This window comes from Bacillus sp. KICET-1 (assembly GCF_027721405.1).
Taxonomy (GTDB): domain Bacteria; phylum Bacillota; class Bacilli; order Bacillales; family Bacillaceae; genus Bacillus; species Bacillus velezensis.
Genome location: NZ_CP113515.1, coordinates 2,427,516 through 2,446,850 on the forward strand (window position 1 = coordinate 2,427,516; position 19,335 = coordinate 2,446,850).

The 19,335-nt window shown below is 44.8% G+C and carries 29 protein-coding genes and 1 tRNA gene; 22 read left to right on the plus strand and 8 right to left on the minus strand.

Translation table 11 applies throughout. The features are described from left to right. Positions 1-81 precede the first annotated feature (81 nt). Positions 82-546, minus strand: a complete 465-nt coding sequence (locus OVA33_RS12545; protein ID WP_003153042.1) for an endolytic transglycosylase MltG — start codon at positions 544-546, stop codon at positions 82-84. Beyond that, complete coding sequence (locus tag OVA33_RS12550; RefSeq protein WP_003153047.1) at positions 543-896, minus strand: hypothetical protein; 354 nt, start codon at positions 894-896, stop codon at positions 543-545. Before OVA33_RS12550 ends, OVA33_RS12545 begins: the two co-directional genes overlap by 4 nt. A 346-nt stretch (positions 897-1,242) precedes the next feature. On the opposite strand from OVA33_RS12550, the gene rpmG reads away from it, so the two are divergent. The 3 genes from rpmG to OVA33_RS12565 all read left to right on the plus strand — a co-directional run bounded on the left by rpmG (position 1,243) and on the right by OVA33_RS12565 (position 2,269). Next, the gene (gene rpmG, locus OVA33_RS12555) at positions 1,243-1,392 is read left to right on the plus strand and encodes a 50S ribosomal protein L33 (RefSeq protein ID WP_003153056.1); all 150 of its coding nucleotides are present in this window, start codon (positions 1,243-1,245) and stop codon (positions 1,390-1,392) included. Positions 1,393-1,470: 78 nt separating this feature from the next. After that, positions 1,471-2,025 carry a 5-formyltetrahydrofolate cyclo-ligase gene (locus OVA33_RS12560; RefSeq protein ID WP_017418150.1) on the plus strand — a complete coding sequence of 185 codons (555 nt, stop codon included), beginning with the start codon at positions 1,471-1,473 and terminating at the stop codon, positions 2,023-2,025. 70 nt (positions 2,026-2,095) lie between these two features. Beyond that, positions 2,096-2,269, plus strand: coding sequence for a hypothetical protein (locus OVA33_RS12565; protein WP_003153061.1), 174 nt, complete (start codon positions 2,096-2,098; stop codon positions 2,267-2,269). A gap of 76 nt (positions 2,270-2,345) precedes the next feature. Here OVA33_RS12565 and nhaC read toward each other — a convergent pair whose 3' ends face one another. Next, complete coding sequence (gene nhaC, locus OVA33_RS12570) at positions 2,346-3,710, minus strand: Na+/H+ antiporter NhaC (protein WP_017418149.1); 1,365 nt, start codon at positions 3,708-3,710, stop codon at positions 2,346-2,348. A gap of 197 nt (positions 3,711-3,907) precedes the next feature. Here nhaC and OVA33_RS12575 point away from each other — a divergent pair, with 197 nt between their 5' ends. The 5 genes from OVA33_RS12575 (at position 3,908) to OVA33_RS12595 (ending at position 7,755) form a co-directional block, all read left to right on the plus strand. Continuing rightward, positions 3,908-4,117, plus strand: coding sequence for a YqgQ family protein (locus tag OVA33_RS12575; RefSeq protein ID WP_007408313.1), 210 nt, complete (start codon positions 3,908-3,910; stop codon positions 4,115-4,117). Between the two features lie 35 nt (positions 4,118-4,152). Further along, positions 4,153-5,115 (plus strand): glucose kinase GlcK, encoded by a 963-nt coding sequence (glcK, locus tag OVA33_RS12580; RefSeq protein WP_017418148.1) that lies wholly within the window; start codon positions 4,153-4,155, stop codon positions 5,113-5,115. An 82-nt stretch (positions 5,116-5,197) separates the two neighbouring features. Further along, positions 5,198-6,325 (plus strand): M14 family metallopeptidase, encoded by a 1,128-nt coding sequence (locus OVA33_RS12585; protein ID WP_128974107.1) that lies wholly within the window; start codon positions 5,198-5,200, stop codon positions 6,323-6,325. Positions 6,326-6,397: 72 nt separating this feature from the next. Next, a complete protein-coding gene (locus tag OVA33_RS12590; protein WP_017418146.1) occupies positions 6,398-7,435 on the plus strand; it encodes a YqgU-like beta propeller domain-containing protein in 1,038 nt (345 codons plus the stop codon). 5 nt (positions 7,436-7,440) lie between these two features. After that, the gene (locus tag OVA33_RS12595; protein ID WP_003153073.1) at positions 7,441-7,755 is read left to right on the plus strand and encodes an MTH1187 family thiamine-binding protein; all 315 of its coding nucleotides are present in this window, start codon (positions 7,441-7,443) and stop codon (positions 7,753-7,755) included. A gap of 32 nt (positions 7,756-7,787) precedes the next feature. Here OVA33_RS12595 and OVA33_RS12600 read toward each other — a convergent pair whose 3' ends face one another. Beyond that, complete coding sequence (locus OVA33_RS12600) at positions 7,788-7,961, minus strand: DUF2759 domain-containing protein (RefSeq protein ID WP_003153076.1); 174 nt, start codon at positions 7,959-7,961, stop codon at positions 7,788-7,790. 154 nt (positions 7,962-8,115) lie between these two features. Between OVA33_RS12600 and OVA33_RS12605 the strand changes: the two genes are divergently transcribed. Further along, positions 8,116-8,754 carry an MBL fold metallo-hydrolase gene (locus OVA33_RS12605; RefSeq protein WP_017418145.1) on the plus strand — a complete coding sequence of 213 codons (639 nt, stop codon included), beginning with the start codon at positions 8,116-8,118 and terminating at the stop codon, positions 8,752-8,754. Positions 8,755-8,792: 38 nt separating this feature from the next. On the opposite strand, the gene OVA33_RS12610 is transcribed toward OVA33_RS12605, so the two are convergent. Then, entirely contained in the window at positions 8,793-9,038 is a 246-nt protein-coding gene (locus OVA33_RS12610; RefSeq protein ID WP_003153078.1) for a DUF2626 domain-containing protein, read from the minus strand. A 236-nt stretch (positions 9,039-9,274) separates the two neighbouring features. On the opposite strand from OVA33_RS12610, the gene OVA33_RS12615 reads away from it, so the two are divergent. Then, a complete protein-coding gene (locus OVA33_RS12615) occupies positions 9,275-9,655 on the plus strand; it encodes a Spx/MgsR family RNA polymerase-binding regulatory protein (RefSeq protein ID WP_003153079.1) in 381 nt (126 codons plus the stop codon). A 64-nt stretch (positions 9,656-9,719) separates the two neighbouring features. Here OVA33_RS12615 and OVA33_RS12620 read toward each other — a convergent pair. Then, positions 9,720-9,790 (minus strand) — tRNA-Gln (locus tag OVA33_RS12620). Positions 9,791-9,861: 71 nt separating this feature from the next. Here OVA33_RS12620 and OVA33_RS12625 point away from each other — a divergent pair. Then, positions 9,862-10,692 carry an STAS domain-containing protein gene (locus tag OVA33_RS12625; protein ID WP_025649847.1) on the plus strand — a complete coding sequence of 277 codons (831 nt, stop codon included), beginning with the start codon at positions 9,862-9,864 and terminating at the stop codon, positions 10,690-10,692. A 37-nt stretch (positions 10,693-10,729) separates the two neighbouring features. Here OVA33_RS12625 and OVA33_RS12630 read toward each other — a convergent pair whose 3' ends face one another. Continuing rightward, positions 10,730-12,031 carry a hemolysin family protein gene (locus OVA33_RS12630; protein WP_025649848.1) on the minus strand — a complete coding sequence of 434 codons (1,302 nt, stop codon included), beginning with the start codon at positions 12,029-12,031 and terminating at the stop codon, positions 10,730-10,732. 145 nt (positions 12,032-12,176) lie between these two features. Between OVA33_RS12630 and OVA33_RS12635 the strand changes: the two genes are divergently transcribed. The 9 genes from OVA33_RS12635 to OVA33_RS12675 all read left to right on the plus strand — a co-directional run bounded on the left by OVA33_RS12635 (position 12,177) and on the right by OVA33_RS12675 (position 17,475). After that, the gene (locus OVA33_RS12635; RefSeq protein WP_014418379.1) at positions 12,177-13,127 is read left to right on the plus strand and encodes a magnesium transporter CorA family protein; all 951 of its coding nucleotides are present in this window, start codon (positions 12,177-12,179) and stop codon (positions 13,125-13,127) included. Positions 13,128-13,319: 192 nt separating this feature from the next. Next, positions 13,320-14,390 carry a competence type IV pilus ATPase ComGA gene (gene comGA, locus OVA33_RS12640; protein WP_012117985.1) on the plus strand — a complete coding sequence of 357 codons (1,071 nt, stop codon included), beginning with the start codon at positions 13,320-13,322 and terminating at the stop codon, positions 14,388-14,390. Then, positions 14,377-15,414, plus strand: a complete 1,038-nt coding sequence (gene comGB / locus OVA33_RS12645; protein ID WP_053284924.1) for a competence type IV pilus assembly protein ComGB — start codon at positions 14,377-14,379, stop codon at positions 15,412-15,414. Before comGA ends, comGB begins: the two co-directional genes overlap by 14 nt. A gap of 4 nt (positions 15,415-15,418) precedes the next feature. Next, entirely contained in the window at positions 15,419-15,727 is a 309-nt protein-coding gene (gene comGC, locus OVA33_RS12650) for a competence type IV pilus major pilin ComGC (protein ID WP_014418376.1), read from the plus strand. Then, positions 15,717-16,154: a competence type IV pilus minor pilin ComGD gene (comGD, locus tag OVA33_RS12655; RefSeq protein WP_007612572.1), complete on the plus strand. Its 438-nt coding sequence runs from the start codon at positions 15,717-15,719 to the stop codon at positions 16,152-16,154. Before comGC ends, comGD begins: the two co-directional genes overlap by 11 nt. Next, positions 16,138-16,452 (plus strand): competence type IV pilus minor pilin ComGE, encoded by a 315-nt coding sequence (gene comGE / locus OVA33_RS12660; RefSeq protein WP_017418140.1) that lies wholly within the window; start codon positions 16,138-16,140, stop codon positions 16,450-16,452. Before comGD ends, comGE begins: the two co-directional genes overlap by 17 nt. A 13-nt stretch (positions 16,453-16,465) precedes the next feature. Further along, complete coding sequence (gene comGF / locus OVA33_RS12665) at positions 16,466-16,861, plus strand: competence type IV pilus minor pilin ComGF (RefSeq protein ID WP_025649850.1); 396 nt, start codon at positions 16,466-16,468, stop codon at positions 16,859-16,861. Next, the gene (comGG, locus tag OVA33_RS12670) at positions 16,862-17,239 is read left to right on the plus strand and encodes a competence type IV pilus minor pilin ComGG (RefSeq protein WP_017418138.1); all 378 of its coding nucleotides are present in this window, start codon (positions 16,862-16,864) and stop codon (positions 17,237-17,239) included. Positions 17,240-17,295: 56 nt separating this feature from the next. Then, complete coding sequence (locus OVA33_RS12675; protein WP_003153093.1) at positions 17,296-17,475, plus strand: YqzE family protein; 180 nt, start codon at positions 17,296-17,298, stop codon at positions 17,473-17,475. A 40-nt stretch (positions 17,476-17,515) separates the two neighbouring features. On the opposite strand, the gene OVA33_RS12680 is transcribed toward OVA33_RS12675, so the two are convergent. Then, entirely contained in the window at positions 17,516-17,845 is a 330-nt protein-coding gene (locus OVA33_RS12680; RefSeq protein ID WP_012117979.1) for a DUF3889 domain-containing protein, read from the minus strand. 258 nt (positions 17,846-18,103) lie between these two features. Here OVA33_RS12680 and tapA point away from each other — a divergent pair, with 258 nt between their 5' ends. Continuing rightward, positions 18,104-18,775, plus strand: coding sequence for an amyloid fiber anchoring/assembly protein TapA (gene tapA / locus OVA33_RS12685; RefSeq protein ID WP_025649852.1), 672 nt, complete (start codon positions 18,104-18,106; stop codon positions 18,773-18,775). After that, positions 18,747-19,331, plus strand: coding sequence for a signal peptidase I SipW (gene sipW / locus OVA33_RS12690; RefSeq protein ID WP_014418370.1), 585 nt, complete (start codon positions 18,747-18,749; stop codon positions 19,329-19,331). The genes tapA and sipW overlap by 29 nt, the downstream gene beginning before the upstream one ends. Positions 19,332-19,335 lie beyond the last annotated feature (4 nt).

Genomic DNA, 19,335 nt, shown 5'->3' on the forward strand with positions numbered 1-19,335 from the left:
ATTGACCGGGTCCTTTTTATATGCCTATTAAAAAAGCCTGCCGGCCGTATCCATCTGAATGGACGATGCCTGCAAGCTTTTTTAGCGGGTTAATGTTTTGACGATTTTTTTAAAGCTCATATCTGAGTCGACTTTGAAATGGCCGGCGCGGATTTCTTTGTGGTAGCCTGCGTCAATGACGTAATCATTGAAGTCTTTCGCTGAAGGAATAATACCTTCTTTTTCAAGAATGGATGACACATCAGCAGTGCTCATTCCGTCTTTAATCGTCAGTTTGTATGTTACTTTTTTCTTTTTAGCGTCTGTGTTTTGGTCGTTGTTTAATGATTTTTCTTTAGAATCAAGCAGTTTTTGATAGTCATCCCGGTTGACGGAGACTTTGTGCTGATCGTCGAGGTAGCTGTTTACTTCTTTTTCTGTCAATGCTGTTTTTTCAGTTTTAACGGCGGCTGCCTGGTCATGGTCAGTCAAATAGAAGACAGCGGCGAGAACGGCCGTCGCTAAAATCATGCCTGCTGCAAAAGCCTGAATGCCCCGTTTTGTCATACGAGCACCTTCTCATTATCTTTAATAATGGTATTGACGTCCTCGACAGACACGTGCTCCGCTTTTGCGATGGCTTCCGCAGACATTCCGTTGTTATATTTTGAAATGATTTGTTTGGCGATTTTTTGGTTAATGCCGCTGCTTTTGGCTTTGCGGATCACGAGGTTGGTTTCCAGCAATTCTTCTTCAAGCACCGTCATTTTCTTTTTCAACTTGTAAATTTCCTGCATGGCGGAAAGCTGAAGCGTTTCAAGCTCCTGTTCCACGTCTTTCATCGGATCTCTTTGAGAATATGAGAATGCAATAAGCGCTATACTGACGATAAACAACGCAATAATAGCAATTTCCACGTTTCATCACCTTCTATTATTAATTTGCCCTTCTTTTTTATACCATAAAACGCCGCCATTCTAAAGGAAATAGAGAAAAAAACGGAATTTTGTCGGGAAATCTTTTTTATTCGGGGAGCAAACGGTTATTTCTCTATAGATTTCGTATCAGAAAGTCCTTTTTTGTCCTGTTTCGTCATATTTTCCCTTCATCTGACGCAGGCTCATTCAGAGGATCAGAAGCGTAAACTGATGTTTTCTGCACTTAAACAACATTTCATGTAAATCACTCTAGCATTCCGTCCATTATAGTGGTATTATATATAAGTCTGAATAAGTAAATGATATTTAGTTTGGAGGGAAAATAATGCGCGTTAATATTACTTTGGCTTGCACTGAATGTGGTGAGCGTAACTATATTTCTAAAAAGAACAAACGCAACAATCCGGACCGCGTTGAATTTAAAAAATATTGCCCACGTGATAAAAAATCTACGTTACACCGTGAAACAAAATAAGCTGTTTAAAACAGCGGAAAAAGCTGGAGCTTTCAATAAAGTTCTGGCTTTTTTGTCTTTCAGGGAGGTTTGAGGAACGTGAAAGCACAAATCAGAACCGATATAAAAGCAAAGCTTTCTGACATGACAGAAAGTGAATGGGAGAAAAAATGCCGCAGCATGCGTGAAACGCTGTTTTCTTTAAAAGAATGGAAACAGGCCCGCGTGATCGCCGTTACCATCTCGACACGCCTGGAAATTCCGACACGGCCGATTATTGAACAGGCCTGGAAAGAGAAAAAACAAGTCTGTATCCCAAAATGCTTTCCGCAGACGGGAGCGATGGAGTTCCGTACATTTTCTGCGTATGATCAGCTGGAAACCGTATATGCGGGCCTCAGTGAACCGATCGAGAGCCTGACGGAAAAAGCCGCCCAAAAAGACATTGACCTTGTGATTGTGCCCGGCGTGGCTTTTGACCGGGAAGGCTTCAGAATCGGATACGGCGGAGGATATTATGATCGGTACCTCTCCGGTTATAAAGGCCGTACCGTGTCGCTTCTCTTTGACTGCCAGCTGACAGACCGCATTCCCCGCATGCCCCACGATATTCCGGTCGATATGATCGTGACTGAATCTGAAACCATCGCTTAATCGCATAAAAAACTTCTTGCACCGGAATAATTCTCGCTGTTTGACAAACGATAGGGGCAGGAGGGATAAGATGAAAAAATTGTTGATCTACTCATTATGCGCCGTATCTGTTTTAGCCGTTTACCAAAACCGCTACCGTCTGATGAACAGCGTGCTCAGCCAGCCGGGGATCAGACGGACATTCATTCATTTCTTTTTAAAAATACCGTTTATCAGAAACAAATTCATTCAGCAGGCATTTTAAACAAATCCCGTTTTTTCAGCGGGATTTTTTGCATAAGAAAACCTGCCGGTAAAAAACGGCAGGTTTTCTCGTATTGTCAGCTTTTTTTCAGGAAACCGAGCAGAATTGAGATCATAGGAGAAATGTACAGGAAAAAGGTAAACGGCAGGTAGTCGATGACGGAAACCCCTAATGCGCTTGCCATAAAAGCACCGCTTACTCCCCAGGGAATCAGCGGGTTGATCAATGTTCCGCCGTCCTCAAGCGACCGCGCAAGGTGAATCCGCTTAATGCCGAGCTTGTCATATAAAGGTTTATAAGATTGACCCGGAATTAAGATCGACAAATACTGCTCACCTGTCGCAAGGTTTACGCCTATACTTGAGAAGACGGTCGCCATGACAAGACGTCCTTTCGTATGCACGCCTTTTATCAATCCTTGAAGCAGCGCCGCGATCAGGCCCGTTTTTTCCATCAGGCCGCCGAGCGCAAAGGCGATCATGATCAGAGAGACTGATCCCATCATCGATTGGAGCCCGCCTCTGTTGATAATGCTGGCCACAGCCTGGTCGCCGGTTTTAAACGCCGTCCCGCTTTGCAGGGCGGATATAAATCCTTGAATGCTGCTGTCAGGAATAAAAACAGCAGTCAGAAGCCCTGCGGAAATAATACCGGCGGTAAGCACCGGAATCACGGAAACCCGTCTCACAGCTAAAATGATCACCAACAGAGGTGAAAGAAGCGACCAAGGCGTAACGTGCACGGCCTCTTTCATTCCGGAAATGACCGCCTCAATATTTTGCGTTGAAGCGGCATTTATTGAAACCGATGAACCGAGAATATAAAAAAGAACAATCGTGATCAGCAGTGCCGGAACGGTAGTGCCCATCATATGGCGAATATGCTTAAAAATCGGAATTTCGCCAATTCCGGCGGCAAAATTTGTCGTGTCGGACATCGGTGACATTTTATCACCGAAACAAGCCCCGCAAATGACTGCTCCCGCCGTCCATTCGAGCGGAACTCCCGCCGCGCTTGCTACCCCTAACAGCGCGACGCCGATTGTACTGACAGTTGTCAGACTTGAGCCGACAAGCGTGCTGATAATCATGCAGGAAAATAATGCGGTCAAAAGCAGCTGACTCGGCTGTATAATTGACAAAGCGTAAACGGTGACGGTGGGAATGGCGCCGCTGTACATCCAGGCGCCGATCAGCACACCGATCAAAGCCAGCACGATAATCGGCTGCACACCGTTTTTCAATCCGCTGACAATTCCTTTTTCAAGACTCTCCCACGAGAAACCGAGCCACAAACCTGCCAGAGACAGAATAATGACGCAAAAGAACAGCGGCATATGCGGCTCTGTATGAAAGAAAAACAGGCAGGAAATAATGACTGCTAACATCAAGACAAATAAACTGATGGCTGAGATGAACGTCAGCCTTTTTTCTTGTTTCAAAACAACACCCCATCAAACTTTAATCCTTTTGTGCTTTTGGGCACGAAAGTATTGTAACAGAAAAACGCATAAATGAGTGTTTTTTTACAATTGTGAATATACAATTTATGAAAATAATACAAGGATATTTTCTCCAATCGTTTTTTGCTTGACGCCCGGATCAGAGATGAAATACGCTTATACTAAGAAGAATAGAAATGGTGAAGAAGATGAATTCATTTTATGACGTGCAGCAGCTGTTTAAGTCATTCGGACATATCGTTTATTTCGGTGACAGACAAGCCGAAATTGACTTTATGAAAGATGAATTAAAGGAAATGTACTTGTCAAACGTGATTGAAAGAGAATTATGGCAAAAAGCCGCCGGAGTTCTTCAGAGAGAATCGGAGCGGATTAAAGGCAGATAACACAGCAGGATTTTAAATAAGAAAAGGAGATTATTATGGAAGATACATGGTTTGCGGGGATTGATCTTGGCGGAACAACCATCAAGCTGGCCTTTATCAACATGTACGGTGAAATTCAGCATAAATGGGAAGTTCCGACCGATAAATCAGGAAACACAATTACGGTCACGATCGCCAAAGCGCTTGATCAGAAGCTGGAAGAACTGAACAAGCCGAAACGGATCGTAAAATGGATCGGAATGGGAGCGCCCGGACCCGTGGAAATGGCGACGGGAATGGTCTATGAGACGACAAATATGGGGTGGAAAAACTATCCGCTGAAAGACCATCTCGAGGCGGAAACGGGTATTCCGGCCGTCATTGAAAACGATGCCAATATCGCGGCGCTCGGAGAAATGTGGAAGGGTGCAGGTGACGGGGCCAAAGATGTCATTTTAGTGACGCTCGGAACCGGAGTCGGCGGAGGCATCATCGTCAACGGAGAAATCGTTCACGGTAAAAACGGGGCCGGCGGAGAAATCGGTCATATTTGCAGTATTCCGGAAGGAGGAGCTCCGTGCAATTGCGGAAAATCCGGCTGCATCGAAACGATTGCGTCCGCAACCGGCATCGTCCGCATCGCGAAAGAAAAGCTTGCGGCGGTTTCCGACTCTTCGCTCTTACAAGTGCGCGATCTGACGGCACGTGACGTGTTCGAAGCGGCTAAACAGCAGGATAAGACAGCGCTTGAAGTCGTCGATTACGTCGCAAAACATTTAGGCCTCGTGCTCGGAAATCTGGCAAGCGCCATGAATCCGACGAAAATCGTGCTCGGCGGAGGCGTGTCTAAAGCGGGTGAAATCCTGCGGTCAAAAGTGGAAGAGACCTTCAAAATCACCGCGTTCCCGCGTTCTGCGGAAGCGGCCGATATTTCGATTGCGGCACTTGGAAATGACGCCGGAGTCATCGGCGGGGCGTGGATTGCCAAAAATGAATGGCTCAAACATCAAAACTGCTGAAGAAAGTCTGCCTGCCCATATCGCGGGCAGCTTTCTTTTTTTATCTCCCCTGTCATATAGTTTTAAAAAAAGGGGGATGAACATGGCGGGAATTCGTGTCAAACCTGAATTGAAACAGCATATGAAAGATATTGCAAAGGTGCTTTCAATTGATGAAAAACTGTTGAAAGCCGCTGATAAAACGGCGGAAAGCGATGAATTATTTTGTCCCGGCTTTGCCGTGAGCGGGCAGTCAGAGGGGCCGCCGCTTGAGACGCTGAGCGGGCTTTCGCGATACATCCGGCACTGTGAAAGGATTCTTTCCGATGATCAATGGGTGAAGGAAGAAAAGGTGTACGGCTCCCAATCGGTTTATGAAGAAATTGAGAAAATAACGGATGTCTTTCCGTTTGTCACGTGCCGTAAAATCGGCAGTTCCGTATTGGGAAAGCCGCTTTATGAGCTGAAAATAGGTGCGGATACGGCTGAAAGAAAAGTCCATGTAAACGCCTCATTTCATGCCAATGAATGGATCACCACCTCGGTCGCGCTTAAATGGTGTAAAGAATATTGCGCGGCATTATGCGAAAATAAAACTGTTTTCGGGAACTCTGCGCTTGATATATTCAGCCTGACATCATTGTCATTCGTTCCGCTCGTAAATCCCGACGGTGTTGATCTCGTACTTTACGGATGTGAAGATTTATCAGAAAAAAATGAATTTCTTAATCAATTAAATGAGCACCGCCCGGATTACCGCGAATGGAAGGCGAATATAAACGGTGTGGATTTAAATAAACATTTCCCATCCAATTGGGATATTGAACAAAGGCGCAAACCGAAAGCCCCTTCATACCGTGATTTTCCGGGAACGGCGCCGCTCACTGAACCGGAGGCGCAGGCGATGCATCGGCTGATAACGGATCAGCCGCCTGATCGGCTGATCGCGCTTCATACGCAGGGAGAAGAGATTTATTGGGGATACGAAGGATGTGAACCGGAGCAATCATCTCAGATGATTCGGGAGTTTGAAGCGATAAGCGGAAACCGCTATCAAGGCGTTAAAACCATTGACAGCCATGCCGGTTTTAGGGATTGGTTTATACAACAGTATGGAAAAGAGGGCTATACCATTGAGCTTGGGAAGGGAAAAAACCCTTTGCCTTTTCATCAGTTTGCTGATATTTATCAAGCGACGGAAGGTATTTTGTGGAGGTCGCTTGTTTTTTGAGACATCTGTGAAATTTCTCATTTGTTTACATAAACAAATATGGGACAATAGAAAAGAATGGAGGGAAGGCTGGTGAGATACTTGGTTTGTGTTCTGCTGTCCGCATTCGTTCTGTGTTTAGCGGCCTGTGAACCATCTCATCAGCAGCAAGACACAGGCGTTTCGGCAAAATCAGCAGAACAGAAAATCGTTCCGCTCAGTAAAAAGGAAGCGGAGAAAACGGAAGGATGGCTGGATAACAGAACGATTCTGTATACAGCACATCATCAGCTGATGAAATATGATCTTTTCAGCGGAAAATCCGAACGGCTCTATGAAACAAAGGGCCATATTGTCAATGTAAAGATCAGCCGGAAAAAACAGCTGATTCTCGTACAGGTGACAAGCAGCGGTCAGACTGAGCTTGTGCTTATGAACAAGCAGGGGAAAAGACTTTATCACAAAGCCTTTAACTCTTATGAGCTGGAGACGGCTTGGAATCCGTATGACCCGTATCAAATGATGATTACCGTTTTTACTGAAACATGGGACTTCACAGCCTATACGGCCGATATGAACAACGGCATTTTAAAAAAGAGTCCCGTTCAGGCCCCTTTTGTCCATTGGACCTCCACTGATGAATTCCAATATATCAAGCAAGGGAAAACGGAGGAAGAGGGTCCTTTATATTCTTATGACTTGCAGACAAAAAAAGAAAAAAGAGTGCTTCATCACGTCATCTGGGCCGATTCCCGCCCGGGCATGACGATTGCCGTCAGACAAACGGATCAATCGGACGGAGACGGCGAGTTCCTTTTCCAAAAGCCGGCATCCGTGACACACCGATTTCCTCTCCAAGAAAAGTATAAGAGCTTTGCGCCGATGGAATATGATTACGATCAGACACACAAGCGGTTTTACATATTTAAGCCTGAAGGCCGCTCTTACAATCTGATCAGCTTTGACTTAGGAGACGAACGGGAGCGGACGGTGCTCAAAAACACGGAAATGGAGCCGATTCAGATCTCTCCGAACGGGGAATACGCTTTATACGGCTTTACGTATGACCGTCTGATTTCACTGAAAACAGGCATGACAGAACCAATCATAACAAATGAAAAAGGAGTTTGAACCAAATGGCAATTGCAGATGTGACAATCATTCCGATCGGAACAAAAACACCGAGCGTCAGTGAGTATGTAGCGGATGTGCAAAACATTTTGGAGGGTTACAAAGCTGCCGGCAAAATCAAATTTCAGCTCACGCCGATGAACACGTTGATTGAAGGTGAGCTGAGCGACTTATTCGCAGTCATTCAGGACATTCACGAAGCTCCGTTCCAAAAAGGGCTGCACAGAGTGGCGACAAATATCCGCATTGATGACAGACGTGATAAAGAAACAACGCTGGAGAGCAAAATCAAAAGTGTCAGCAAACATTTGCAGCAATAAAAAATAAGCCTGTATCCATTGGATACAGGCTTTTAATGTGCAGTCGGATAGCCGCTGGTTACAACGGTCATTACGGTAAACCAGCCAAACACGCCCAGCGTGGCGGCGGCTAACAAAAATCCCAGGATATTTCTCTGTCTGACAGCCCGCAGGACTCCTAATACAGCTAATAATGCGACAAGGCCGAAGATTACAACAAGTAACATGATGCTCCTCCTTTGTCATTGGAACCTGAAAATCTTTCCATTTCATTTTAACCGTTTTCATTTTGTTTGTCGATAGCGTTTTCCCGGCCGCATTCATTGAATCTTCCGCAGAAAACCTTCATAATAAGGGCATATACATAAAGAGGTGATGAAAGTGAAATGGAGACGAATGCCGGCCGGTCCGATTCAGGCAAACGCGTATTTTCTCGTCAGTGAGGATCAGTCCTGTCTTATTTTTGATCCGGGCGGGGAAGCGGACAAAATCAACAATTACATAAAAGAAAACAATCTGAAGCCGCTGGCCATCTTACTGACGCACGCTCATTTTGACCATATCGGCGCGCTTGACGAAGTAAGAGACAGATGGGACGTTCCCGTATATCTTCACAAAAATGAAGAAAAGTGGCTGGAGGACTCTTCTTTAAACGGATCAGGCATATTGCGGGGCATCGCCGTAACGGCACGGCCCGCTGAACGGCTGATCGAAGGCGACGGCATTTTGGACATCGGGCCTTTCCATTTGGAGACATTGTTTACGCCGGGACATTCACCGGGAAGCGTTTCTTATTATGTGAAGGACGCGGATCTGGTGATTTCAGGTGATGTGCTCTTTCAGGGAGGCATCGGCCGCACTGATTTACACGGCGGAAGTCAGAACGTATTGCTTGATTCCATTCATCAAAAACTGCTCACGCTTCCCGGACATACACTTGTATTAAGCGGACACGGGCCGGAAACGGATATCCAGACAGAGCAGGAGCGAAACCCGTTTATTAATGGTTTTTCACTGTAAATGAAAAAAGACAGACCTAATCGGTCTGTCTTTTTCTGTCAGTGGGTTCCGCCGCCCGGTGTCATAATAAAAATTGAGTAATATGTAAATCCGGCGAAAAATACGGTTAAGTAAGCTCCGAAAATATAAATATACATCCGCTCAGTCAGATTCAAATAAGAAAGAAATACGAAAAAGATCGTCTGTCCAAAAAACAAAAGAGAAGCGTCTTTCATGCCCCCTAAAAAAAACATGACTGCAAATATCCCCGTCCAAAATCCTAACACCCGGAACATGCGATTCATTCCTTATCCCCTCCCGAGAGTCTATCTGAAGTTTATTATAATAGATCGGCACTCGAAATGTAAACATTTTCATGATTATATTTATTGTGGAATTTATGTCTTTCCCTGTGTTTTATATCTTATGCCGCTCTCTGAAAAAGATCCGAAAAATTTTTTTGAAATATGTTTAATGAAAAAAAGTTCAGGGTACTTATGTTAACAAAGAGACGGATTATCCGAGGGAGGAATTTTTAAAAATGAAAGAACTTATTTTTTATTCATACCCGAGCTGCACATCATGCCGAAAAACGAAACATTGGTTAAAAGCCCACAATGTTGACTTTCAAGAGCGCCATCTATTCAGGGAGACACCGACAATTGATGAATTGAAGCAGATCTTATCATTAACGACTGAAGGAATTGATGAAATATTGGCGACGAGAAGCCAAACATTTAAAAACCTCAACCTGAACATTGAAGAAATGACTGTAAATGAAGTGCTGAAGCTTTTGACTGAGAAGCCGAAACTGCTGCGGCGTCCGATTCTGATCGATCGCAATAAGCTCGTTATCGGATACAATCCGGGAGAACTGATGAAGCTGACGAAGAAAAAAACGGTACATCAATCTGTATCATAAGAGAAAAACGAAGATCCGCTGATCAAAATTTATCAGCTAATCTTCGTTTTTTGCGGTTGCGGGACTGGGCTAGCTGGATTCGAACCAACGATCACGGAGTCAAAGTCCATTGCCTTACCGCTTGGCTATAGCCCATCGGATGTAATTACAGTATGTTCGTCCGGCGCCGATTTATACATACAAAGGAATTTGAATGGAGGAGACCCGTGAAACATTTGAACGAAACATTATCTCGAACCTTAATTGAAGAATCAGGTGAAATCACACGCCAGTGGCTGCTCATACCAAAATCGGGGCGGCCTTCAGACGATCAGAAAGCGGAAATGCAGCACCGTCTGTTAATTGAAATCGTTGCCGGCATTCTATCGGAAAAAGACGGCGGGGAAGAGGAGCTGACAAAATGGGCGCTTCAGTTCGCAAGGGACCGGGCCGTCCATGAAGTACCGGTCTATGAAAGCGTCACGAGCTTTAAAGAATTCCGGAGATTGGTCTGGAACCGCATACAGACATGCTGTGAAAAAATGTCTGAGAAGCCTGGGGCGAATGCGGTATTCCATTGGGGAGAGAAGCTGAACAAAGCAATTGACCATATGATTGAAGTATTTACAGAGGAATATTATAAAGTGACGGTTACACAATTAAACGCCCAAAAAGAAATGATTAACGAACTAAGCGCGCCGATTATGCCGATTGCCGACGGTATTGGAATTTTGCCGCTCGTCGGCGAAATTGACACCTACCGGGCAAAAATGATTTTGGAATCGGTGCTTGATCAATGTTCTTCACTCCGGCTTTCTTATTTATTTTTAGATATATCAGGTGTGCCGATTGTGGATACGATGGTCGCTTATCAGATTTTTAAAGTGATTGACAGCACAAAACTTCTTGGCATAGAAACGACAATCTCAGGCATCAGGCCGGAAATCGCGCAGACCGTCGTGAAGCTCGGCATCGATTTTTCTCAGGTGAAAACAGAGCAGAGTCTGGCGAAGGCGCTGGCAAAAAACGGATTTATCGTAAAAGAATCATTAAGATGATAAAAAGCTGAATGGCCGGGGAGGATTTCTCCCTCAGCTATTCAGCTTTGTCAGCTTCAATCGTCATGATATGATGGCTGTCGATTTCTTTTACCGTAAATGTGTAGCCTTCAAAATCAATGGTGCTCCCGGGCTTCGCGTCAATATGCTGAGTAAGAAACCAGCCCCCGAGTGTATCGACTTGATCAGCCGTAATCTCTGTTCCGAGTACATCATTGACTTCACTGATCAGCAATTTGGCGTTCAGGAGATAGCGGTTCTTCCCAAGCTTTTGAACGGAAGGTGTTTCATCCGTATCAAATTCGTCGCGGATTTCGCCGACGATCTCTTCAATGATATCTTCCGCCGTTACTAATCCCGCGGTTCCGCCGTACTCATCAATGAGAATGGCCATATGGGCGTGTTCCCGCTGCATTTTAACGAATAATTGATAAATCGGAATCGTCTCAATCACGTGGATCGCCGGCTGGATGTAAGGGCTGAGTTCGTGTTTTGTAAACGCCGCTCCTTCTGACAGGAATCTGAATAAAACTTCTTTTATATTGATGATGCCGACTACATGATCTTTATCTCCTTTTACTACGGGATACCGGGTATATTTATTTGTTTTGATAATGTCCCGGAGCATATGTCCCGATCCGCTGTCTAACGGCAGGCTCACCATTTCATTCCGGGGCACCATAATTTCTTTGGCAGTGCGCTTATCAAATGTAAAAATGTTATTTACGTAATGCAGCTCGCTTTTTTTAATCATGCCGCTTCGATAGCTTTCGGCAAGGAGCACCCGCAATTCCTCTTCCGTATAAGCCATTTCATGTTCGGAAGCAGGCTTCAAGCCGAACATTGCTGTAATCAGGCGGGCGGAATGATTGAGCAGCCAGATGAACGGAAACATTAACTTATAAAACAAAATCATCGGTCTGGCAGATAAAAGTGTAATCCGCTCGGCTTTTTGGATAGCAAAACTTTTCGGGGCGAGTTCGCCGATGACGACATTCACATATGTAACCAGCAGAAAGGCGATGATCAATGACAGTACTTGGGCAACCGCTTCGTGAACTCCGGTTTTTAAAAATAACGGCTGAAGCATTGCTTTGACTGTCGGTTCACCCAGCCAGCCGATCCCCAAAGCGGTGACGGTGATGCCCAATTGGCACGCCGATAAATATTCATCGAGGTGTGTAATGACATGCTTGGCTGCTTTTGCTCCTTTTACATTTTCCTCAATGAGCTGATTAATGCGGGAGCGCCTTGCTTTAACGATTGAAAACTCTATGGCGACAAAACACGCCGTCAATAAAATAAATAGTACGATGGCAGATAGTTTGATGATATACAATGTAACGCCTTCCGCGAAGGAAGGCTTGCACCTCCCTTTTTTCGGAATAATACCACTGTAGAAGGCTGCTCAAACATCGAACCTGGTTTAGTCTGCTTCATTTACGGTAATAAAACAAGAAAGCGATACTGGAGGATGACAAGAGATGAAGGTACATTCGGGTGCGGACTGGCTGTGGTACCAGCTCGGTCCGCATGAAAAAACGGAAGCGAAAAAAATGATCCATCACAATCACTGGCCGCAATGCGAAAAGTGGTTTGAACATGAAAATCATATAAACTTTCTGCGCTCAGATACAAATGATCAGAATAATGAAGCGGTTTTCGGTTCTTTAATCTATCATCAAGGATTAGATGATGAAAAAAACCATACCGTATTTCACTTTTATATTACGAGAGACTTCTTTTTTACAATTAATTTTGATTTTTCGCTGTTGCGCGGTGTAAAAGAAAAGCATGCCACACAGCAGATTCAAACCTGTGAAAATCCGATTGAAGGCTTTTTCGTTTTACTGGGAGAGCTGATGAATTCCTATCTGATCGGACTGGATGAATTTGAAGTCAAGCAGCGGACGCTGAAATGGCAGATTCATGATGACAACAGCAAAGGAATCTTGGAAAATGTGCATAAACTGCGCCATGAGCTGTTCATTTGGAAAGGTCTTACACTGGGGGCTAAAAAAGTAGAAATGGCTTTAAAAGAAGCTTTTCTTCCGAAAAATGACAGGCAGAAAGATTACCTCAGAGCTCATCAAAAGATGGAAAGAGGAATTACATATATCAATGAGTTTGATCAGGAATTGAGCAATCTGCTGCACGCCGAGGAAGTCATTACCTCCCAAAGAGGAAATGAAATTGTGAAAGCCTTGACGATCTTTACAACACTCTTTACACCGATGACGGCGCTTGGAGCTCTCTGGGGGATGAACTTTGATAACATGCCGGAGCTTCATTGGAAATATGCGTATATCTGTTCCATCGTGCTCATTATTGTATCAACCCTGCTGATTTATATTTATCTGCGGCACAAAGGCTGGACAGGGGACATTTTGAGGGAGCATCAAAAAAAATATTTGCGGAAAGAAAAGAAACGCTAAGAAGAGCAGGCATTCGCCTGCTTTTTTTGATGGCTGAAAATGGCCGAATGGTTCCGGATTTCATTCGGTAAATCAATGTCAGGGGGCTTGTTTTTTATTTTTTTGCGTTTTACACAGTGTAAAACGCATAATCTCTCCTTTGCCGGCTTTTATGTATCTGATTTACAATACGTGCGGAAGGAGGGAAGTCTTGTGAAAAATATTGAAACATACAGCAGGAACATCATAAACGAGGCCTATACGGCAAGGGCTTCAGATATACACATTGTGCCGAGAGAAAGGGATGCTTTCATTCATTTTCGCATCGGCCATGCTCTTGTGAAAAAAAGAGTCTTAAAAAAAGAGGAATGTGTAAGGCTTATTTCTCATTTCAAGTTTTTATCGGCCATGGATATAGGAGAAAGACGAAAGCCGCAAAACGGGTCATTGTCTCTGCCGCTTCCGACAGAAACCGTTCATTTGAGAATGTCAACCTTGCCGACAATGAATGATGAAAGTCTTGTCATCAGGCTTTTGCCTAAGCGGCAGATTCCCCCTCTGGATAAACTGTCTTTATTTCGGGGGGCGGGCGCCGCATTATTGTCCTTTCTGAAGCATTCGCACGGCCTGCTTCTGTTTACCGGCCCGACCGGATCTGGAAAAACGACCACTCTTTACTCGCTTGTCAACTATGCAAAACGGCATTTCAACCGGCGGATTGTCACGCTTGAAGACCCCGTAGAAACAAGAGATGAGGATGTGCTGCAAGTTCAGGTGAATGAAAAAGCCGGAGTCACATATTCCGCCGGTTTAAAAGCGATTTTAAGACATGATCCCGATATGATCATCTTAGGGGAAATCAGGGATGCCGAGACGGCTGAAATCGCAGTCCGCGCCGCCATGACGGGACACCTCGTTCTTTCAAGCCTGCATACAAGAGATGCTAAGGGCGCCATATACAGGCTGCTGGAGTTTGGCGTGAACATGACAGAAATTGAACAAACCGTCATTGCTATTGCCGCTCAGCGTCTGGTTGATTTAACATGTCCGTTCTGCAAAGAGGAAAACTGTTCCGTGTACTGCCGGATGTACAGGCAGACACGCCGTGCGGGCATTTATGAACTGCTCTACGGGAAAAACCTCACCCAATGCTTTCAGGAAGCAAAGGGAGAGCACGCCAATTTTCAATATCAGACGCTCCGCAGGCTGATCAGAAAAGGAATCGCTCTCGGCTATGTCACGACCGACAATTACGATCGGTGGGTGTATCATGAAGCGGATTAAACGAACCTGGCCGTTGAAGGATCAAGCGGCTTTTTTGAAAAGGCTCGGTGAAATGACGGAAAAAGGATACAGTCTGATTGAAGGGCTCAGACTGCTGAAACTCCAGCTGCATAAACGTCAGCTTGCAGAGCTGACGGACGGAATCCGACGGCTGAGGGAAGGTGATGCGTTTTACCAAGTGCTTGAGGCACTGTCTTTTCACAAAGAAGCCGTCTCTATCTGCTATTTCGCTGAGAAACACGGGGAATTGCCGGGGGCGATGAAACAAAGCGGCGACTTGTTACAGAGAAAGCTCATGCAGACGAATCAAATCAAAAAAATGCTCCGGTATCCGATGTTTTTAATATCTTCCGTCTGTGTCATGTTTTATATCCTGCAAAGTTTAATCATTCCGCAGTTTTCTGGGATTTATCAATCAATGAATATGAATACATCCGGTGCGACTGCTTTGATCTTTGCGTTTTTTCGGCATTTTCATGAAGCCTGCGCACTGGCGCTGTCCGCCGCTTTCTGCTTGTTTTTGTACGTTTGGTTCTTATGTAAGAAAAAATCCCCGCAAGATAAAATGCTGATTGTTGTGAAAATCCCCCTATTAGGAAAAGCGGCCGTTCTTTTTAACAGCTACTTTTTCTCTTTACAGCTCAGCAGTCTTCTGAAATCCGGCCTTTCTATCTATGACAGCTTAACAGCTTTTAAAGAACAATCTTTTCTGCCTTTTTATCGTGAAGAAGCAGAGATGCTCATTACACGTCTGAAAGCCGGAGAAACCATAGAATCCGCTCTTTCCGGGCATCCGTGCTATGAAAAAGACCTTGCGGCTGCAGTCAGCCACGGACAGGCAAACGGCCGGCTTCACCGCGAACTTTATACGTACAGCCAGTTTATGATGGAGCGTCTTGAACAAAACGCGGCGAAGTATACCGGCATTCTCCAGCCTGTCATTTACGGTGTTGTGGCCGGTATGATTTTAATTGTCTACATGTCAATGCTGATGCCGATGTACCAGATGATGAACCAAATGTAAGGGAGTGCTTCGTCTGAAAAATCAAGATGGATTTACTTTAATTGAAATGCTGATTGTTTTATTTATCGTTTCCATTCTGCTTTTAATCACCATTCCTAACGTTACAAAACATAATCAAAGCATTCAGCGTAAAGGCTGTGAAGGACTGCAGAATATGGTGAAAGCCCAAGTGACGGCGTACGAAATCGACCATGAAGGTAAAATGCCGGATATGAACGATTTACAATCAGAGGGGTATATCAAAAAGAATACAGCCTGCCCGAATGGTAAACAGATCTTAATTAGTGGCGGAGAAGTTACAGTTGAACAATAACAGGCGGACAGAAAATGGGTTTACCCTTCTTGAAAGCCTGATTGTGTTAAGCCTGGCGTCCGTCCTGCTGACGGTTTTGTTCACGACGGTTCCGCCGGTCTGCACCCACCTTGCCGTGCGGCAAAAAACAGAACAGCTCCAAAAAGATATTCAGCTTGCTCAGGAAACGGCTATCGCAGAACATAAAAGAACAAAAATCACTTTTCTTCCAAAAGAGCATAAATACAAACTGCAGTCAGGCGGAAGGATTGTCGAGCGTTCTTTTGATTCGCTTCACATTACGCTTGTGACTTTACCGGAGAGCCTTGAATTTAACGAAAAAGGCCATCCGAATTCGGGAGGAAAGATACAATTGAAGAGCGCCGGGTTCACCTATGAGATCACAGTTTACTTAGGGAGCGGAAATGTCCATGCTAAACGGAAATAAGGGGTTCTCTACTATTGAAACGCTATCAGCAATGGCCATTTGGCTGTTCCTTATGACGTCTATCATTCCGGTCTGGACGGGCATGCTGACAGATGGCCTGAAAATAGAAGATCGCCAGGAAGCGTACCAGCTTCTTCAGAAACATATCAGCACTTATATGATGACCGGAAAAAAGCCGCCGTCTCCCGGTGTGAAGTGGAAGGAGGATGGTGAGTATTACAAAGTGTGTGCGGCTGACCCCGGCGAAAAAGAAATGTGCCTCAGCATTCTCAAAACAGACTGGCTTTACGCTTCTTAATGTTTTGTTCTCCTTGGCAGTCTGTCTTTTCCTATCAGGCACCCTGGGCCCGATTTTACATCTGTTCTTATCAAACCGGACCGATAACGGCGGATTAGACAGCCGGGAGCATCAAATTGCCGTTCAGCAGATCATGAACGAATGTAAACAGGCTGAGACTGTGAAGCCGGCGGACGGCGGACGGGCGTTAGCATGCCGGAAAACAGGAGGCGAAGAAGTGCGTTTTGAAATTTATCATAAGATGATAAGGAAAAGAGTAAACGGAAAAGGCCACGTGCCGATCCTGCAAAACGCGGCATCATTAACGGCTGATGTGAAAAATGGCCTGCTCTTATTAGAGATCTCAAGCGTTACAGGTAAAAAGAATCAGGCGGTCATTCCGGTTTACAGCTCTTTTAAAGGTGATTAAATGTACAAATCTGACGGTTTTATATATCCCGCGGTTCTGTTTGTTTCTGCCGCAGTTTTACTTGTCATCAGCTATACTTCATCTGATTTCATCACCCGAAAAACATTTGCAAAAGAGGCCGGGGAGTACTGGATCGGAGAGAACCTGCTCCAAAACGGCGCGCTGCTGTCAAGCCGCCATATGACACAGGGACAAAAGGGCCAAACTGGTACACAGCGTTTTCCGTACGGCACCGTTTCTTTTCACATCACCGGGAGTGATCGAAGGGAAACGGTTCAGGTTACAATTCAGGCGGAAACCACGACAGGCACGAGACGGGAGGCTCACCTTTTGTTCGATCAGAAGAAGAAACAGCTGATTCAATGGACGGAAGTATAAAAAAGAGGCGGCGGGACAACACTTCATAGTAAAGACAGCACTATGAGGTGAGAGCCGTGAAAACAAATGATTATGTAAAATATATGACTGAGCAATTCGTTAAATATTTCGATACGCCGAAACAGGAACGGAGAGAGCGAAAAGAAGTGCGGAAAGAAAAGAAAGTGCCGGCTTCTCAGCACTGGTTCGGAATATTGCCGTACAGTTTTAAGCTGTGGATGCAGCGGAAAAAATAAAGTTGAATCACACGAAAGGTCCTCCTGATACAGGAGGGCCTTATTGGTATTCCTCAATGACGGCAATTTTATTTACTTTTTGGCTGTAGGGATTAAAAGAAATCGTAACGAACACACCAAATTCTTTTGCGCCATCCCGCAATGTCAAGTGGTATTGCTTGACTGCTTCATCCGTTCTTTTCCGGTCCCACACCTTTTGAATAAATAACGTTTGGGCGAGCGGATATCTTTTTTTAGCTTCTTTTTCTGCTAACTTTTCCCATTTTGATTTATGGTGAACAGCATAATAAGGCACCGTTTCCGCCTGAGCTGTTCCTGAAACCCCGAAAACAAGAAGAGAAAGGCAAATCAGACTTTGTTTGATCATCATTCTTCGTCCTTTCGCTGTATATACTTTCCATTTTGTGCTAGGCACCTCGTTATTTTCTCACGTTTTATTAGAAAAAATTCCAAAAAGGTGTGTAATTTGAAGCAAAACGATGTTTTTGAAAGATACCATTCTCAAAAACGAACAATTTGACCGAATTTGACATTTTTCAAGACGATAATCCTTGATTATACTTTGTTCATACAGTTCTTTAAAGAGAACGGTTGTCATATTTATTAACAGTTTTACAGGGGGTAAGGCATGTTCCGATTGTTGCGAATGGAAAAAAAGGGCAAGGTGAGATGGCGGATGATGCTATTTTTACGGCTTTCGTTCATTTTTTGCCTGTCCGTGATGATATGTGCTCAGTTCACAGGTGATACAAGTTCCTCCTTCAATGATGTGAAAAGCTTCAGTCTCCCGGTTCAAACTTGCGGAGATTTTCAATATACGGATGACGATTGCCGTTATGACGAACGCTGGGATCAAAGTGATTTACATATAACAAATCAAACTGATACGTCAGGCACCGTGTGTGCGCCGCTTCAGCTCTATGCCGAGCTGGAGAATAAGGGAAAAGAGCGGACTGTTTCTGACTGGAAATGGGAGCTCCATAAAATCACTTCTCAGCAGCAGCCTTTACGAAACGGCAATGTTGTGGATAAAGGGCTTATTACTGATAAAAAAAGCAAAACGATTTATAAAATTGAGTCAAAACGGTCTTTGCAGCCGGGCATATACGCATTCAAGGTTTACAAGCCTGAAGGGTACCCGGCCGACGAAGAAAAATTTGAGTGGTCAAAACCGATGAAACTCGTCAAATGCCGGGAACAGGCGACCGTTTCCGATCTAAAGAAAACGGAGAAAGAGCCGGCTGAGCCGGTAAAAGAAAGCGGGGAAGAACATGAAAAAAACGCTGAAACTGATCAGTAATATTTTGTATGCCGTCATCTTCAGCTTGATTATTGTGCTGACGTTAACGGTGATTTCGACCCGGGCTTCCGGGGGTGAGCCGGCCATTTTCGGCTATACGCTGAAATCCGTGCTGTCGGGTTCAATGGACCCGGAATTTAAGACGGGTTCGCTCATAGCGGTAAAGAAAATTTCTGACGTGAATGACTTAAAAAAAGGGGATGTGATCACCTTTACGCAAGATGACGGAACAGCCGTCACACACAGAATAATCGGGATCACAAAAAAGGACGGGAACCTGCTGTTTGAGACAAAAGGGGACCATAATGCCGCCCCGGATGCCGCACCCGTTCAAGCTGAAAAAGTGGCGGCCCAGTATACGGGATATCAGCTTCCGTATGCCGGATATGTCATACATTTGGCCAGCCAGCCGATCGGAACGGCGATTCTGTTAATCGTTCCCGGCGTCATGCTTTTGATTTACTCAATAACAGTCATTATCAGCGCCCTCCGCGATATTGAGCGGAAAACGAAAGCGCTGGAAGAACATGCAAAAAAGGGAACCATCTCCACATGAATAC